Annotated in this window: 12 protein-coding genes and 1 pseudogene; 5 read left to right on the top strand and 8 right to left on the bottom strand. The window is 71.6% G+C overall.

The window, feature by feature from the left end; all coding sequences use genetic code 11:
* Positions 1-298: 298 nt before the first annotated feature.
* The 3 genes from HCJ92_RS15285 to thyX form a co-directional block, all read right to left on the bottom strand.
* Positions 299-1984, bottom strand: coding sequence for a ribonuclease J (locus tag HCJ92_RS15285; protein ID WP_167934147.1), 1686 nt, complete (start codon positions 1982-1984; stop codon positions 299-301).
* Between the two features lie 241 nt (positions 1985-2225).
* Positions 2226-3125 (bottom strand): 4-hydroxy-tetrahydrodipicolinate synthase, encoded by a 900-nt coding sequence (gene dapA, locus HCJ92_RS15280; protein WP_167934146.1) that lies wholly within the window; start codon positions 3123-3125, stop codon positions 2226-2228.
* A gap of 295 nt (positions 3126-3420) precedes the next feature.
* The gene (thyX, locus tag HCJ92_RS15275) at positions 3421-4113 is read right to left on the bottom strand and encodes an FAD-dependent thymidylate synthase (protein WP_209311157.1); all 693 of its coding nucleotides are present in this window, start codon (positions 4111-4113) and stop codon (positions 3421-3423) included.
* A 320-nt stretch (positions 4114-4433) separates the two neighbouring features.
* Between thyX and HCJ92_RS15270 the strand changes: the two are divergent.
* Positions 4434-4934, top strand: a pseudogene (locus tag HCJ92_RS15270) (hypothetical protein); the annotation flags it as partial.
* 239 nt (positions 4935-5173) lie between these two features.
* Here the strand turns inward: HCJ92_RS15270 and HCJ92_RS15265 are convergent.
* From HCJ92_RS15265 to rpsO, 5 genes are all read right to left on the bottom strand, one after another.
* The gene (locus HCJ92_RS15265; RefSeq protein WP_167934144.1) at positions 5174-5638 is read right to left on the bottom strand and encodes a tetratricopeptide repeat protein; all 465 of its coding nucleotides are present in this window, start codon (positions 5636-5638) and stop codon (positions 5174-5176) included.
* Between the two features lies 1 nt (position 5639).
* Entirely contained in the window at positions 5640-6395 is a 756-nt protein-coding gene (dapB, locus tag HCJ92_RS15260) for a 4-hydroxy-tetrahydrodipicolinate reductase (RefSeq protein ID WP_167934143.1), read from the bottom strand.
* Between the two features lie 397 nt (positions 6396-6792).
* Positions 6793-8184 (bottom strand): insulinase family protein, encoded by a 1392-nt coding sequence (locus HCJ92_RS15255; protein ID WP_167934142.1) that lies wholly within the window; start codon positions 8182-8184, stop codon positions 6793-6795.
* Positions 8181-10406, bottom strand: a complete 2226-nt coding sequence (locus tag HCJ92_RS15250; protein ID WP_167934141.1) for a polyribonucleotide nucleotidyltransferase — start codon at positions 10404-10406, stop codon at positions 8181-8183. The genes HCJ92_RS15255 and HCJ92_RS15250 overlap by 4 nt, the downstream gene beginning before the upstream one ends.
* A gap of 284 nt (positions 10407-10690) precedes the next feature.
* On the bottom strand, positions 10691-10984 hold the full coding sequence (rpsO, locus tag HCJ92_RS15245) for a 30S ribosomal protein S15 (RefSeq protein WP_167934140.1): 294 nt from the start codon (positions 10982-10984) through the stop codon (positions 10691-10693).
* 577 nt (positions 10985-11561) lie between these two features.
* Between rpsO and HCJ92_RS15240 the strand changes: the two genes are divergently transcribed.
* The 4 genes from HCJ92_RS15240 to HCJ92_RS25830 all read left to right on the top strand — a co-directional run.
* Positions 11562-11837 carry a hypothetical protein gene (locus tag HCJ92_RS15240; protein WP_209311154.1) on the top strand — a complete coding sequence of 92 codons (276 nt, stop codon included), beginning with the start codon at positions 11562-11564 and terminating at the stop codon, positions 11835-11837.
* A gap of 328 nt (positions 11838-12165) precedes the next feature.
* Positions 12166-12423, top strand: a complete 258-nt coding sequence (locus tag HCJ92_RS15235) for a DUF397 domain-containing protein (RefSeq protein WP_167934138.1) — start codon at positions 12166-12168, stop codon at positions 12421-12423.
* Between the two features lie 101 nt (positions 12424-12524).
* Positions 12525-13265 (top strand): hypothetical protein, encoded by a 741-nt coding sequence (locus tag HCJ92_RS15230; RefSeq protein WP_167934137.1) that lies wholly within the window; start codon positions 12525-12527, stop codon positions 13263-13265.
* Positions 13266-13554: 289 nt separating this feature from the next.
* A partial coding sequence (locus HCJ92_RS25830) for an SCO5717 family growth-regulating ATPase (RefSeq protein WP_420824718.1) occupies positions 13555-14794 on the top strand: 1240 nt, incomplete at its 3' end.

Below are 14794 nucleotides of genomic sequence, written 5' to 3'. Positions count from 1 at the left end.
CCTGCCGACCGGACGGGGTATCAACATATTTGGCGTTGACTTTTGGCACGCTGTTGAGTTCTCAAGGAACGGACGCTTCCTTCGGACTGCCTTCCAGCAGACCCTCCGGGCTTTCCCTTCGTGTTTCCCACTCTACCAGAGTCAATTCCCTTGCCGTTTCCGGCTGTTGGGGTTACTGCTGGTGCTTCGGTCTTCAGGACCCTTCGAGCTGGTCCTGCTTCCCGTTGCGGCGGTGACGTAAACGTACTGGGTCGAGGCGCCCGGATGCAAATCCGGGCCCCCCGGGGGTCGGTGACGGTCAGACGTCCACTACGACCGGCATGATCATCGGGCGCCGGCGGTAGGTGTCGGACACCCACTTGCCGACCGTCCGCCGGACCAACTGCTGGAGCTGGTGCGGCTCGACGACGCCGTCCTGGGCGGACCTGGCGAACGCCTCCTCGATCTTGGGCACCACCGCGGCGAAGTCCGCCTCGTCGATGCCCGAGCCGCGGCTGTGCACGGTGGGCCCGTTGACGACCTTGCCCGTGCTGGAGTCCACCACCACGAACACCGAGATGATGCCCTCGTCGCCGAGGATGCGGCGGTCCTTGAGGTTGGCGTCGGTGACGTCACCGACGGACAGGCCGTCCACGTAGACGTAACCGGCCCTGACCTTGCCGGAGATCCGTGCCCGGCCGTCGACGAGGTCCACGGTGACACCGTCCTCGGCGATGACGATGTTCTCCGGCGGTACGCCGGTCTTCGCCCCGAGCTCGGCGTTGGCGCGCAGGTGCCGCCATTCGCCGTGCACCGGCATCAGGTTCTTCGGTCGGCAGATGTTGTAGAAGTACAGCAGCTCGCCGGCGGAGGCGTGCCCGGAGACGTGCACCTTCGCGTTGCCCTTGTGGACCACGTGAGCGCCCCACCTCGTGAGCCCGTTGATCACGCGGTAGACCGCGTTCTCGTTGCCGGGGATCAGCGAGGAGGCCAGGATCACCGTGTCGCCGGGGGTGATCCGGATCTGGTGGTCCCGGTTGGCCATACGCGAGAGCGCGGCCATCGGTTCCCCCTGGGAGCCCGTGCAGACGAGCACGACCTGTTCGTCCGGCAGGTCCGCCAGCGCCTTCACGTCGACGACGAGACCCGGCGGCACCTTGAGGTAGCCGAGTTCCCGGGCGATGCCCATGTTGCGGACCATCGAGCGGCCGACGAACGCGATCCGCCGGCCGTTCTCGTAGGCGGCGTCCACGATCTGCTGGATGCGGTGCACGTGGCTGGCGAAGCTCGCCACGATGATCCGCTTGTCCGCGGCGGCGAACACCTGCCGCAGGACGCCGGAGATCTCACGCTCCGGTGCGACGAAGCCGGGCACCTCGGCGTTGGTGGAGTCCGAGAGCAGCAGGTCGATGCCCTCCTCCCCCAGGCGCGCGAAGGCGCGGAGGTCGGTCAGGCGGCCGTCCAGCGGCAGCTGGTCCATCTTGAAGTCGCCCGTGTGCACCGCCATGCCGGCGCCCGTGCGGATCGCCACGGCGAGCGCGTCGGGGATGGAGTGGTTCACGGAGACGAACTCGCAGTCGAACGGGCCGAACTGCTCGCGCTGCCCCTCCCGCACCTCGAGGGTGTAGGGGCGGATGCGGTGCTCCTGGAGCTTGGCCTCGATGAGCGCGAGGGTCAGCTTGGACCCCACCAGCGGGATGTCCTTCTTCTCCCGGAGGAGGTAGGGCACACCGCCGATATGGTCCTCGTGTCCGTGGGTGAGCACGATCGCCTCGATGTCGTCGAGGCGGTCCCGGATCGAGCTGAAGTCGGGAAGGATCAGGTCGATCCCGGGCTGCTCCTCCTCGGGGAAGAGCACGCCGCAGTCCACGATCAGCAGGCGTCCGTTGTACTCGAAGACGGTCATGTTGCGGCCGATCTCGCCCAGGCCGCCAAGGGGGGTGACCCGCAGGCCGCCGTCGGGCACGCTCGGCGGTGCGCCGAGCTCAGGGTGTGGGTGACTCAAAAGACGCTCCTCACGACCCACGCCACCTGGCCTGCTACGGCCACGTGGCGCGGATGACTGGTGTGGCGAGAGTGATCTCGCGTTGATGGTTGCGCTCTTCAGTTGTGAAGTCCTGGGGTTCGCGCCGGGGCGCGACTTCCATGCGCGCCGTCACGCACGCTCCGAGGGGCGTGAGGCGACACGGGGCACCGTGGCCGGGTGTCGCGCTGCCGCGCGGTCGCCCCCGGCCACGGTGTACGGCTCAGAGCTGCACGCCGCCGGCGACCAGGTCGCGACGGAGCTGCTCGGTCTCCTCGTCGGTAACACCGACCAGCGGAAGCCGGACCGGGCCACCCGGCAGGCCCTGCGCGGCCATGGCGGCCTTGACCGTCAGTACACCCTGGGTGCGGTGCATCCCGGTGAAGACAGGAAGCAGCTTCTGGTGGATCTCCGTCGCCTTGACGACGTCGCCGCTGACGAACGAGTCGATGAGGCTGCGCAGTTCCGGGGCCACCACATGGCCCACCACGGAGACGAAACCGACGGCGCCGACGGACAGCAACGGCAGGTTCAGCATGTCGTCGCCGCTGTACCAGGCAAGGCCGGTGGTGGCCACGGCCCAGCTCGCCCGGCCGAGGTCGCCCTTGGCGTCCTTGTTGGCCACGATCCTGGGGTGCTCGGCCAGCCGCATCATGGTGCCGGTGTTGATCGGCACACCACTGCGTCCCGGAATATCGTAGATCATCACCGGGAGCTCCGTGGCGTCCGCCACAGTGGTGAAGTGCTGGTACAGACCCTCCTGCGGGGGCTTGTTGTAGTACGGCGTGACGACGAGAAGGCCGTGCGCGCCGGACGTGGCGGCCTCACGCGCGAGGTGCACACTGTGCCGCGTGTCGTTGGTGCCGACCCCGGCCACGACGTGGGCACGGTCCCCGACCGCCTCGACGACGGCACGGACGAGGTCGGCTTTCTCGGCGTCGGTGGTGGTCGGCGACTCGCCGGTGGTCCCGTTGACAACCAAGCCGTCGTTGCCGGAATCCACCAGGTGGGTGGCGAGACGCTGCGCGCCGTCGAGGTCGAGGGAGCCGTCTGCGGTGAACGGCGTCACCATCGCGGTGAGCACCCGCCCGAAGGGCGTTCGTGATGTCGAGGTCGGAGCCATGCGTACCACGCTACTCGCAGCGCACCGCAGTGTGCGGCATCGGGGCGGGGAAGACACGGAGTCCGGCACTGCCTGCTCGGGGGTTCAGGCAGTACCGGATCCGCAGTTCCAGCCTAGACGAAGCCGACAAAAGGCCGCAATGCGGACACCGTCGCTCTCGCGTTCGGCTCGGAGTCCCGGCGGCGGACTCCGGCCGGAACCTGCCTCGGCTCCGGGGGGTTCCGGCCCCGCTCCCGCACGGGACGGGGCCGCCGGGACGGTCGTCCGGCGCCGGCCGCGGAGCGTCCGGTCGTCGTCAGGGGGCGATACGGCCGTTCGCGTTGAAGGCCGCGTGGGTGAGCGGCATCAGGGAGGCCCAGTGGTGCTCCATCTGCTCCCCGACCATCTCGATCTCCCGTTGCGGGAAAGACGGCACCTTGGCCTGCTCGTGCTGCGTCCGCAGACCGAGGAAGTGCATGAGCGACCGCGCGTTGCAGGTGGCGTACATCGAGGAGTACAACCCGACCGGCAGCGTCGCGCGCGCGACCTCGCGGGCGACACCGGCCTCCAGCATCTCCTGGTAGGCGGCGTACGACTGCCGGTAGGACTCCGCCATGGCCTCACCCACGAGCTTGTGCTGCTCCGGCGTCCCGGGGACGAACTCGTACTTGCCCGGCCGGCCCTGCTGCACCAGCTTCCGCTCCTCCGCAGGAACGTAGAAGACGGGGTCGAGACGGCGGTACCGCCCGCTCTCCTCGTTGTAGCTCCACCCGACCCGGTGGCGGTGGAACTCGCGGAAGACGAAAAGGGGTGCGCTGATGAAGAAGGTCAGCGAGTTGTGCTCGAACGGGCTGCCGTGCCGGTCGCGCATGAGGTAGTTGATCAGCCCCTTGGACCGCTCCGGGTCCTTGGTGACCTCCTCCAGCGACTGCTCACCCGCGGTGGACACCCGCGCTGCCCAGAGGACGTCCGAGTCGGACGCGCTGTGCTTGACCAGCTCAACGGTCATGTCGCTGCGGAAACGAGGTGCATCGGACACCGGAGGCCCTCCCGGGTGTGACGGATCGCGGTGGACGCCGGTCCACCGGACGGGCGCTCGGCACACCCTATGAGAGCGGCCCGGAGCGGACTCGGGCCGGGGTCACCACCTCCCCCGGCGGACGGTTGTCGCATTCCGGACGGCCGAGCGGCCCACTCCCGGCGGAGGCGCGCAGCGCGGCGCGGTAATCTCACCGGTCACCGGGTCCCTCAGCGGACCGGCCCTGTGCCCGCCCACGCGACCGCGGCGCACCGCGCCCGCGCGTCACCGGAAACGATCGAGGACCAGCCGTGCCCCTGCCTTTCCTGACGGCCGAACGCGCACCAGAGACCGTGAGGGACGCGCTCCCCCACGCCACGGAGGACCACTGGCGCAGGCCATACCGGCTCGGCGGCCTGCGGGTGGGGATCGCAGCCGTCCTGCTGCTGCTCGCCAGCTACATGCTGATGTCCGCGGTCATCATCGCCCTGGCCGGCGGGCCCGCCGCCGCGAGCGTCACCCTCGGCCTCGCGGTGGTCACCATCGTCTTCGCCCTGCGCATACTCAGGATCGGTATCTGGGTGAGTCCGCAGGGGCTCCGCCAGGTCAACCTGCTGACGACCCGCACGGTGCGGTGGCGCGACATCTCCCGGGTCAGCACGGCGCAGCAGCCGGTGAAGTGGCTCGGCCTGCCGCGCACCGTGCAGGGGCAGGCGCTGCTGATCGAGCGCCGCCGTGGCGAGCCGCTGCGCACGTTGCTCACCGACCGCAACTCGGACTTCCTGCGTCGCCCCGACGCCTTCGACCGGGCCGTTCCCCCGTTCGGAACGGCATGGGGTACGCCGGAGGCTGGAGGCCGGAGCGGTGAGTACCGGCCATCCTGTGCGGGGCGCTCCCTCCGGCCGCCCGGCGGTACCGGCCCCGGCAGCGCCGGGCGGGGAACGGTCGTGGTCGGCGGATGTCGGGCGCCACCGACGTGAAGGGTCGTCGTCCCGGGGCGGCCCGGCCGCAGGTGGCCCCGGGGTGCGAAGCGGCCGGGGCCCGGGTGGGATCAGGGCCGCGACAGGCTCTCGGGCGCCTTGCCCGCGTGCAGATCGATCGCACGCCGCATGGCGTGCCGGCCGCGGGCGGTGTCGCGGGCGTCGTGGTACGCGACCGCGAGGCGGAACCAGGCACGCCAGTCCTCCGGTGACGCCTCGACCTCCTCGCGACGCTCCACGAAGACCGCGTCCGCCGCGTCGCGGTCGATCCTGCCGCTCGGCGCGCGGGGCAGGTCGTCGACCGGCAGTCCGCCCTCGGCGTCGAGCTGCCGGGCGAGCCGGCTCGCCTGCTGCGCGAACCGCGTGCTGTGCCACAGGAACCAGGCACCGATCAGGGGGAGTGCCAGCGCAGCCAGGCCGAGCGCGACCGACACCCAACTGCCGTGGCGGATCAGCACCACGCCCCGGTGCGCCACGAAGCCGAAGTAGACGACCAGCACGGCCGAGACGAGGGTGTAGCCGATGCGCGCGCCCATCTCAGTCCTCCAGATCCAGGAAGTGCTCCAGGCCCACGGTGAGCCCGGGGGTGTCGACCACGCGGCGCACGCCCAGGAGCACACCCGGCATGAAGGAACCGCGGTTCATGGAGTCGTGCCTGATCGTGAGGATCTCCCCCTCGTCCCCGAAGAGCACTTCCTGGTGGGCGACCAGCCCTCGCAGCCGGACCGCGTGGACCGGGACGCCGTCGACGTCGGCGCCGCGTGCGCCCTCCAGCGCGGACGTCGTGGCGTCCGGCTGGGCCGGGAGGCCGGCTTCCCGCCGTGCTTCGGCGATGACCTGTGCGGTTCGCGTCGCGGTGCCGCTGGGGGCGTCGGCCTTGCCCGGATGGTGCAGCTCCACCACCTCGACCGACTCGAAGAACCGTGCCGCGCGCCGCGCAAAGTGCATGGTGAGGACCGCGCCGATACCGAAGTTCGGGGCGATGAGCACGCCCGTCCCGGGCGAGGCGGCGAGCTCGCTCCGCAGCGCTCCCAGCCGCTCGTCGGTCCAGCCGGTGGTACCGACGACGGCGTGGACACCGTTGCGGACGCAGTACTCGACGTTGGCGACGACGGAGTCCGGGTGGGTCAGTTCGACCGCGACCTGCGCGCCCCGCTCCGTCAGCGTCTCCAGCGCGTCGTCGCGACCCAGCGCGGCGACCAGCTCCAGGTCGTCGGCGGCCTCCACCGCCCGCACCGCCTCGGCGCCCATCCGGCCCCGTGCACCGATCACCGCGACGCGCAGCTTGCTCATGGGTACGTTCCGTTCCTTGTGTTCGTGGATCCGTCCCGCCGGGCGGCGGCCCGGACCGGCGGGCTGGGGCGTGTCGTTCGGAGCTTACGTGGGGCCGCGGTGCCGGGCACGGCACGTCGCTGCGTCACCGGATCGCGCGAGTGCGACAGGTACGACGGGTACGAGGCGCGGTCCGGTGCCGTGCCATGCGCCGCACGCCTCGGCCCGACCCACAGAGGTCCGAACGACACGCCCTGGCCCTGTCTGGTGGATCCCGCATGGCCCGCGGTGCCCGGCACGGCATCTCGCCGCATCGGAGCATCGCGCGAGCACGACGGGTACGAGCTGCGATGCTCCGCCGTGCGATCCACCGCACCGGACGCCTCGGGCCTCACCGGCGCTGTTCACCAGACAGGACCTAGGCGACAGCGGTCTCCAGACGGGAGGACTGGCGCGCGGTGAAGGGGCCGATCGCCGCGAGCGAAGGCCGGTGGCCCAGGATCTCCCCCGCGACCTGCCGAACGTCGTCCACCGTCACCGAGGTCATCCGGGTCAGCATCTCATCCAGGCTGAGCTGGCTTCCCCAGCAGATCTCGCTCTTGCCCAGCCGGTGCATCAGCGCCCCGGGGTCCTCCAGGCCCAGCATGGTGGAGCCGGCCAGCTGCCCCGTCGCACGGCGGAGTTCCTCCGCGCTCAGCCCCTCCTCGGCGATGAGGGCCAGCTGCTCACGGCAGATCGCCAGCACATCCTGGACCTGGTTGGGCCGGCAGCCCGCGTAGATCCCGAAGAGGCCGCAGTCCGCGTAGCCGGAGGTGTAGGAGTACACCGAGTAGGCGAGGCCGCGTTTCTCCCGGATCTCCTGGAAGAGGCGCGAGCTCATGCCGCCGCCCAGCGCGGTGGAGAGCACGCTGAGCGCCCATCGTCGTTCGTCGCTCCGCGAGACCCCGGGAAGACCGAGCACCACGTGGGCCTGCTCGGTGCGCCGGTCGAGGACACCGACACGGCCCGCTGCGCGCAGGGTGCGAGCCCCGCCACGGGGCTCGCACGGCTCGGCGTCCGTGCGCTCCAGGGCGCCGGCGCGGTCGAAGGCGGCGCGGACCCGGCGCACCACGGAGGCGTGGTCGAGGTTGCCCGCCGCCGTGACCACGAGGCGGGTCGGATCGTAGTGCTTGCGGTAGAAGCGGGCGATACGGTCCCGGGTGAGGCCCTCGACCGTCTCGACGGTGCCGAGCACGGGGCGGCCGAGCGGGCTGTCCCCGAGCACCGTCTGGGCGAACAGGTCGTGGACACCGTCGCCGGGATCGTCGTCCGTCATCGCGATCTCCTCCAGGATGACGCCGCGCTCGGCGTCGACCTCCTCGGGGAGCAGGAGCGAGTCGGTCAGCATGTCGCAGATGACGTCGATCGCGAGCGGCAGATCGCTGTCGAGGACCCGCGCGTAGTAGCAGGTGAACTCCTTCGCGGTGAAAGCGTTGAGTTCACCGCCCACCTCGTCCAGAGCCGCGGAGATGTCCAGCGCGGTCCGGCGGGAGGTGCCCTTGAAGAGCACGTGCTCCAGGTAGTGGGTGGCGCCGTTGAGCGTGGGGGTCTCGTCACGGGAGCCGACGTGCGCCCAGATCCCGAAGCTGACGGACCGCACCGAGGGCACGGTCTCGGTGACGACCCGCAGACCACCGGGGAGGACGGTCTTGCGAACGGTGCCGGCGCCGTTCTCACCGGGCAGAAGCGTCCGGGTGAGGGCGCGCGGACGGGCCGCGGCCCGCCCCTCCGTGAGGGAGGGGCGGGCCGGGCGGCGGACGGTGCGCGTCACTGTGCGGCGTTGTCCTTCGAGTCGTCGGCGGACTCGCCTTCCTCACCCTCGACAACGGGGATGAGGGAGAGCTTGCCGCGCTGGTCGATCTCGGCGATCTCGACCTGGACCTTCTGGCCGACGCCGAGGACGTCCTCGACGTTCTCGACGCGCTTGCCACCGGCGAGCTTGCGGATCTGCGAGATGTGCAGCAGACCGTCCTTGCCGGGGAGCAGCGAGACGAAGGCGCCGAAGGTGGTCGTCTTCACGACCGTGCCCAGGTAGCGCTCGCCGACCTCGGGCATCGTCGGGTTGGCGATGCCGTTGATCGTGGCGCGGGCGGCCTCGGCGGCCGGGCCGTCGGCGGCACCGATGTAGATGGTGCCGTCGTCCTCGATCGTGATGTCGGCGCCGGTGTCCTCCTGGATCTGGTTGATCATCTTGCCCTTCGGGCCGATGACCTCACCGATCTTGTCCACCGGGATCTTGACGGTGATGATCCGCGGGGCGTTGGGGGACATCTCGTCGGGGGTGTCGATGGCCTCCATCATCACGTCGAGGATGTGGAGACGGGCGTCGCGGGCCTGCTTCAGCGCCGCCGCCAGGACCGACGCGGGGATGCCGTCGAGCTTGGTGTCGAGCTGCAGCGCGGTGACGAACTCCCGGGTGCCGGCGACCTTGAAGTCCATGTCGCCGAAGGCGTCCTCCGCACCGAGGATGTCGGTGAGGGTGACGTAGTGGGTCTTGCCCTCGATCTCCTGCGAGATCAGGCCCATCGCGATACCGGCGACGGGGGCCTTGAGCGGCACACCGGCGTTCAGCAGCGACATGGTGGAGGCGCAGACCGAACCCATCGAGGTCGAGCCGTTGGAGCTCAGTGCCTCGGAGACCTGGCGGATCGCGTAGGGGAACTCCTCGCGCGTCGGCAGGACGGGGACCAGTGCCCGCTCCGCCAGCGCCCCGTGGCCGATCTCGCGGCGCTTGGGCGAACCCACTCGGCCGGTCTCACCGGTGGAGTAGGGCGGGAAGTTGTAGTTGTGCATGTAGCGCTTGCGGGTCACCGGGGAGAGGGTGTCCAGCATCTGCTCCATGCGCAGCATGTTCAGCGTGGTCACGCCGAGGATCTGCGTCTCGCCGCGCTCGAAGAGGGCGGAGCCGTGGACGCGCGGGATGGCCTCGACCTCGGCGGCCAGCGTGCGGATGTCCGTCGGACCGCGGCCGTCGATGCGGACCTGGTCGGTGATGACCCGCTCGCGGATGAGCTCCTTGGTGAGGGAGCGGTACGCGGCGGAGATCTCCTTCTCGCGGCCCTCGAACTGCGGGAGCAGCTTCTCGGCGGCGAGCCCCTTGATGCGGTCCAGCTCGGACTCGCGGTCCTGCTTGCCGGCGATGGTGAGCGCCTGGGCCAGTTCGGTGCGGACCGCGGCTGTCAGGGCCTCCAGCACGTCGTCCTGGAAGTCCAGGAAGACGGGGAAGTCACCGGTCGGCTTCGCGGCCTTGGCCGCGAGCTCGGACTGCGCCTGGCAGAGGGCCTTGATGAACGGCTTCGCGGCCTCCAGGCCGGCGGCGACGACCTCCTCGGTGGGGGCCTGGCCACCGCCCTTGACGACCTCGACGGTCTTCTCGGTGGCCTCGGCCTCGACCATCATGATCGCGACGTCGCCGTCGGGCAGGACACGGCCGGCGACGACCATGTCGAAGACGGCGTCCTCCAGCTCCGTGTGGGTCGGGAAAGCGACCCACTGGCCGTTGATCAGCGCGACACGGGTGCCGCCGATGGGGCCGGAGAACGGCAGGCCGGCGAGCTGCGTCGAGCAGGAGGCGGCGTTGATGGCGACCACGTCGTAGAGGTGGTCGGGGTTGAGGGCCATGATCGTCTCGACGATCTGGATCTCGTTGCGCAGGCCCTTCTTGAAGGAGGGGCGCAGCGGCCGGTCGATGAGGCGGCAGGTGAGGATCGCGTCCTCCGAGGGCCGGCCCTCACGGCGGAAGAACGAGCCGGGAATCTTCCCGGCGGCGTACATCCGCTCCTCGACGTCCACCGTGAGCGGGAAGAAGTCGAGCTGGTCCTTGGGGTTCTTCGAGGCGGTGGTCGCCGACAGCACCATGGTGTCGTCGTCCAGGTACGCGACGGCGGAGCCGGCGGCCTGGCGGGCGAGGCGGCCCGTCTCGAAGCGGATGGTGCGGGTGCCGAAAGAGCCGTTGTCGATGACGGCCTCGGCGTAGTGGGTCTCGTTCTCCACCGTTGGTTTACTCCTCTGCTGTGTCCCCGCCCGTGTGGCGGGGACGTGGCGGTGGAGCGCCCCCTGTACGGGCCGGCCATCGATCGAAGCACCCGGGATGTATCGCCCGGAGGCCACTACCGAGGACCGGCGGCGGTAGGAGCGCCCCGCCTCATCATGTCCTTGTCGGGTCCAGCGTACAAACAGCCGGACCGGTTCCGCCCGTCATCTCGTGGGTGCGCCGGGTCGGATACGGCGAAGGGAGCGGTCCCCGACCTGCGGGGACCGCTCCCGTCACCAGTGGCTCAGCGCGCGCCGCCGGCGGCACCGCGGCGGATGCCGAGGCGCTCCACCAGGGCACGGAAGCGGGTGATGTCCTTCCGGGCCAGGTACTGCAGCAGCCGGCGACGCTGGCCGACGAGCAGCAGCAGACCACGGCGGGAGTGGTGGTCGTGCTTGTGGGTCTTCAGGTGCTCGGTCAGGTCGGTGATCCGACGGCTGAGCAGTGCGACCTGGACCTCGGGGGAGCCGGTGTCACCTTCCTTGGTGGCGAACTCGGCGATGATCTTCTGCTTGGTGGCGGCATCGAGCGACGACACGGCTTCTCCTCGTGGTTTCGTGTGCCTGGGAGCCGCCCCTGGTCTTCGTCACAGGGGCCGGGATGCACTCCCGGAACCAGCCAACCTTAGCAGTCGGGTGACGACGGTCGTGCCGACGGGGGCGGGTCACGGGGCGGGGACGGCGCCGTGGGGCCGACCTGCGGCGGGGCCGGGGCCGCCGCGCGGGGCGGCGGGCCGTCGGCGCTCGCGCAGGAGTGAGGCGTGGCACGGGACGGTCCACCCGTGGCGGTGCTCCGCGCGGAGCGCGCGGCAGGGCGTCCGCCTCACGGGGCGTCCGCTCCGCACAGCGAGGGCAAGGGGCTCACCCCCCGCCGGTCGACGCAGCGATTCCAGAGACTCCGTGACACGGGGCCTCTGGCGCGGTAGGCATGGGCTCGGGGCAGTCGGGGCAGTCGGGGCAGCCGTGACGGCACGCCTGGTCGCCTGCGGCCCCGCCGTCGCGGGTGGCCTCGGCCGGCCGGCGGAGCGGTGCCCGTTCCACCGCCGCAGCGCAGCGGGGCGACCGGCCGCCGGGTTCGCCGGTCGCCACGATCGGGTGAACGTCTATGCTGCTCGCGTGTTTACGACCGGAGACAAGCTCACCCCCAAGCAGGCACGGCGGCTCCGGATGGGTATCGGGGGCGCGGCGATGGCGGCCATGGCAGTCGTACTGGTGATCCGACTGGGTGACGGTTCGTCACTGCTGTCCGTGGGGCTCTACGGCGCGGCCTTCGCGCTGAGCGGGGCCGTGATCGAGATGAGCCGCCGCGGCCGTACCCGACTCGGCATGGCCGTGCTCGTCGCCGGGTTCGTGCTGGTGCTGGCCGCCGACTGGTGGCTGCGCAGCCTCTGACCCCGTGGGGCCCGGCGACGGCCGGTGTCCGCGGACGGCGGGACGTCGCGCGACGCGGTGCCGGGGCGCGAGTTGAACGCTTCCGCGCCGTTTCGTGTGCCCCGGAGCGCATGACGGGCGTGCAGATTGGCGACCACGCTCTCGCGCCCCTTCCTCCCCGGGCCCACGCACACCGGGCGAGGAACGGAGCACTGCCCTCCGCCCGCTGCGGCAGGGCCGGCCCACCGTGGCCCATGACCACGTGTGCGTTCTCCGTTACGATCCACTCCGTGTCCGGGCCGGTTCGGCCCGGCTTCTCGGCTGCGACGCGAACAGGGAGTGGCTACCAGTGAGTGAGACCCCGGCGGAGATCGCCGCTCGCAAGGAGCGGGAGAAGAACGAGCTGTACGGGATGGACATCTCCGGCGCCCAGTGGCTCAGTGCTCCTGACGGTCCTCAGGACGAGAAGGTGGAGATCGCCTACCTGGAGGGCGGCGCGGTCGCGATGCGCAACAGTGCGGACCCCGACACCGTGCTGCGATTCACGGCCGCCGAGTGGGAGGCGTTCGTACTGGGCGCGCGGGACGGCGAGTTCGACATCGCCTGACGGCGGAGCGAGGGGGCGGAGCGCCCCATGGTGCCGGTCCCGCGTCCCGCGGTCGCCGGCAGGCCGCGCCGGGCGGCACCCGGCGTCACGAGAGGACCAGGATGGCACTGCGGGGCGCTCGCCTCTTCGCGACGGCCGTGATCGGAGGTGCCGTGCTGCTCACCGGTTGCGGCGGCACGACCGAGCAGGACTCGGGCCCGGGGGCGACGATCGACGACCCGCTCGCCGCGGGCCCTGAGTCGCTGGTCGAGGAGGGGCCGGCGGCGGATCTCCGCCGCGCGGTCAACGAGTCGATGGCGACGACCACGTTCCGCGCCGAGGGCCCCTCCCCCGCCTTCCCCGACGCGCAGCAGGTGATGTGGTCGGACCCGGAGGTCGGGGTCAGGGTGTCGCTGAGTTCGGAGGTCAGCGACGGCGAGATGTTCTGCCAGGACGGCGTCGTCTACACCTCGGTGCCCCTGTTCGCCGCGCGGATGCAGGAGTCGGGCGACTTGGTGGACGTACCGGCGGAGGCACGTGACGGATTCGTCAGCGTGCAGGTCGGTGACGACTGCGGGGCGCTCTTCGAGGTACCTCCCGGGGCACGGTTCGCCCCCGACCAGGACACGGTGGTGGAGGGCACGGTGACGACCGCGCTGGTCAGCTCGGGCGGGGGCGTCACGGAGACGTACCTCGCCTCGACGGAAGCACCACACCATCTCCTGCGTTCCGAGTCCGAGTTCGCCGACGGCGGTGGCACCACCGTGTACGGCTCCTTCGGTGACCCCGTGGAGATCCGCATGCCGGACGAGGCAGCGGTGATGTCGACGGAGGAGTTCTTCAACCTGGTCCAGCCGGGCTGAGGCTTCCGACCGCGCCGCCCGTGCGCCTGCCCGGTACGGCAACGGGGCGGGCGCACGGGCGGCGGTTGCGGGCGGCGAGCCGTCCGCCGTCGGGCGCCGCCGGTGCGAAGGGCACGGCTGTGCCCCGGGCGTCGGGACCGGCGTCGCCGTCACTCCCTTAGTGTTGAGTGCAAGCGCGGTGCACCGCGCCGTCAGCAAGTTCTGAGTCCACGCCCGCGGGGGTGGCACACCGCGGTGCCGGGCCTGGACCGCGGGGCGCGGACCAGGGAGATCAGCAGCGGGAGGCGTCGTGAACAGCGATCGGGACGGTATGCGCACCGCGTGGGAGGCCGGGGACGATCGCCCCGAGGTCGACCCGCAGGGCGACGAGCCCGAGGAGACCGGTCAGTTCACCGTCGATTTCGAACCGCCGTCCTGGTACGGCCCCGGTAGCACCTCGCAGGCCGATGCCGGTGCGGGCACCGGGCGAGGCGGTGCCCACGGGGCCGCTGACGAGGCGTCGGCCCCGCCGCCCCACCTCCCCGCCCCGCGCCGGGGGACGACGGCCGCGCCCGGGGAAACGCGGGATGGCGAGGACTCTTCGGGGCGGACCCACCCGGCGGCTGTCGAGAGCCCGGCGACGATGCAGTTCAGCAAAGCCGCGCTGCGCCGTGCCCTGCACGAGCGGCCGACCGAGGCGCCGCCGACGCCGGCGGCACCGGCACCCGGCGGACTCCCGCCGCTGCCGCCGGACTTCCAGCTCGAGCCGCCTCTCGGGGCGCCCCGTACCGCTGCGCCGCACTCGGGTGGCAGTCCCGGCGCCCCGCCGACCCCGCCGGGGTTCATGCTCCCGGAGTCGCTCTCCGACGCGGTCGCGGAGGAATCGGCACGCCCCGGCGCGGGCGGCCCGGCGACATCGGCCGCCGACGGAAAGGCCGCTGACGGAACGACGGCTGAGACCACCGACCAGGACGAGGACTCGTACGAACTACCGGCGGCGGCCCCGGTCGCGCCCGTCGCTCCGGTAGGCGCCCCGGCCACGACCGGGACGGAGCAGGCCCGGGCCGAGGTGAAAGAGGAGGGCGGGCCGGCCCGCCCGGGGCCGGACGACGGCGTCGGAACGCCCGTCGAACCGCCGGCAGCCGCTCCGAACGCCCTGCCGGCCAAGGCGGAACCTCGGGCGGAACCGACACCGCCCGCCCTCCCCTCAGGCCCGGGTGTTCTGCAGGGCTCCGCAGGTGTCCCGCAGGCGCCGCCCCCGTCGCCCTACGCACCGGGACCCCGACCGGGCGCAGGGGGTGGACCGTCCGGCCCCTTCCCCCCGGGTTTCTCCCGCCCGGCCGGGGCGGCAGGACCTCAGCAGGGGTGGCAGAACACCGGCCGCCCCGGGGAGTCGGCCGCCCGAGCCGCCTCGCCGTACAGCCCCCCACCGTCGCCGCAGGGCCCCGGGGCCCATCCCGGTGGCCCGCCCTCGCGTGCCTGGGGCGGGCCGCCGCGTGATCAGGGCGGCGGTGCCGAGCAGCGACCGACGCCCGGGGGCGTGGGGGGGG

Source organism: Streptomyces spiramenti, from assembly GCF_012034385.1.
GTDB classification, from domain to species: Bacteria; Actinomycetota; Actinomycetes; order Streptomycetales; family Streptomycetaceae; genus Streptomyces; species Streptomyces spiramenti.
Note: the sequence above shows the minus strand (reverse complement) of the source record. Positions and strands in the feature narration are given on the sequence as shown.

Coding starts and splice junctions, on each gene's coding strand:
- dapA (WP_167934146.1), bottom strand. CDS start 3,125: ATGGCTCCGACCTCGACATCACGAACGCCCTTCGGGCGGGTGCTCACC.
- HCJ92_RS15265 (WP_167934144.1), bottom strand. CDS start 5,638: ATGGGCGCGCGCATCGGCTACACCCTCGTCTCGGCCGTGCTGGTCGTC.
- thyX (WP_209311157.1), bottom strand. CDS start 4,113: ATGACCGTTGAGCTGGTCAAGCACAGCGCGTCCGACTCGGACGTCCTC.
- dapB (WP_167934143.1), bottom strand. CDS start 6,395: ATGAGCAAGCTGCGCGTCGCGGTGATCGGTGCACGGGGCCGGATGGGC.
- HCJ92_RS15230 (WP_167934137.1), top strand. CDS start 12,525: ATGGCACTGCGGGGCGCTCGCCTCTTCGCGACGGCCGTGATCGGAGGT.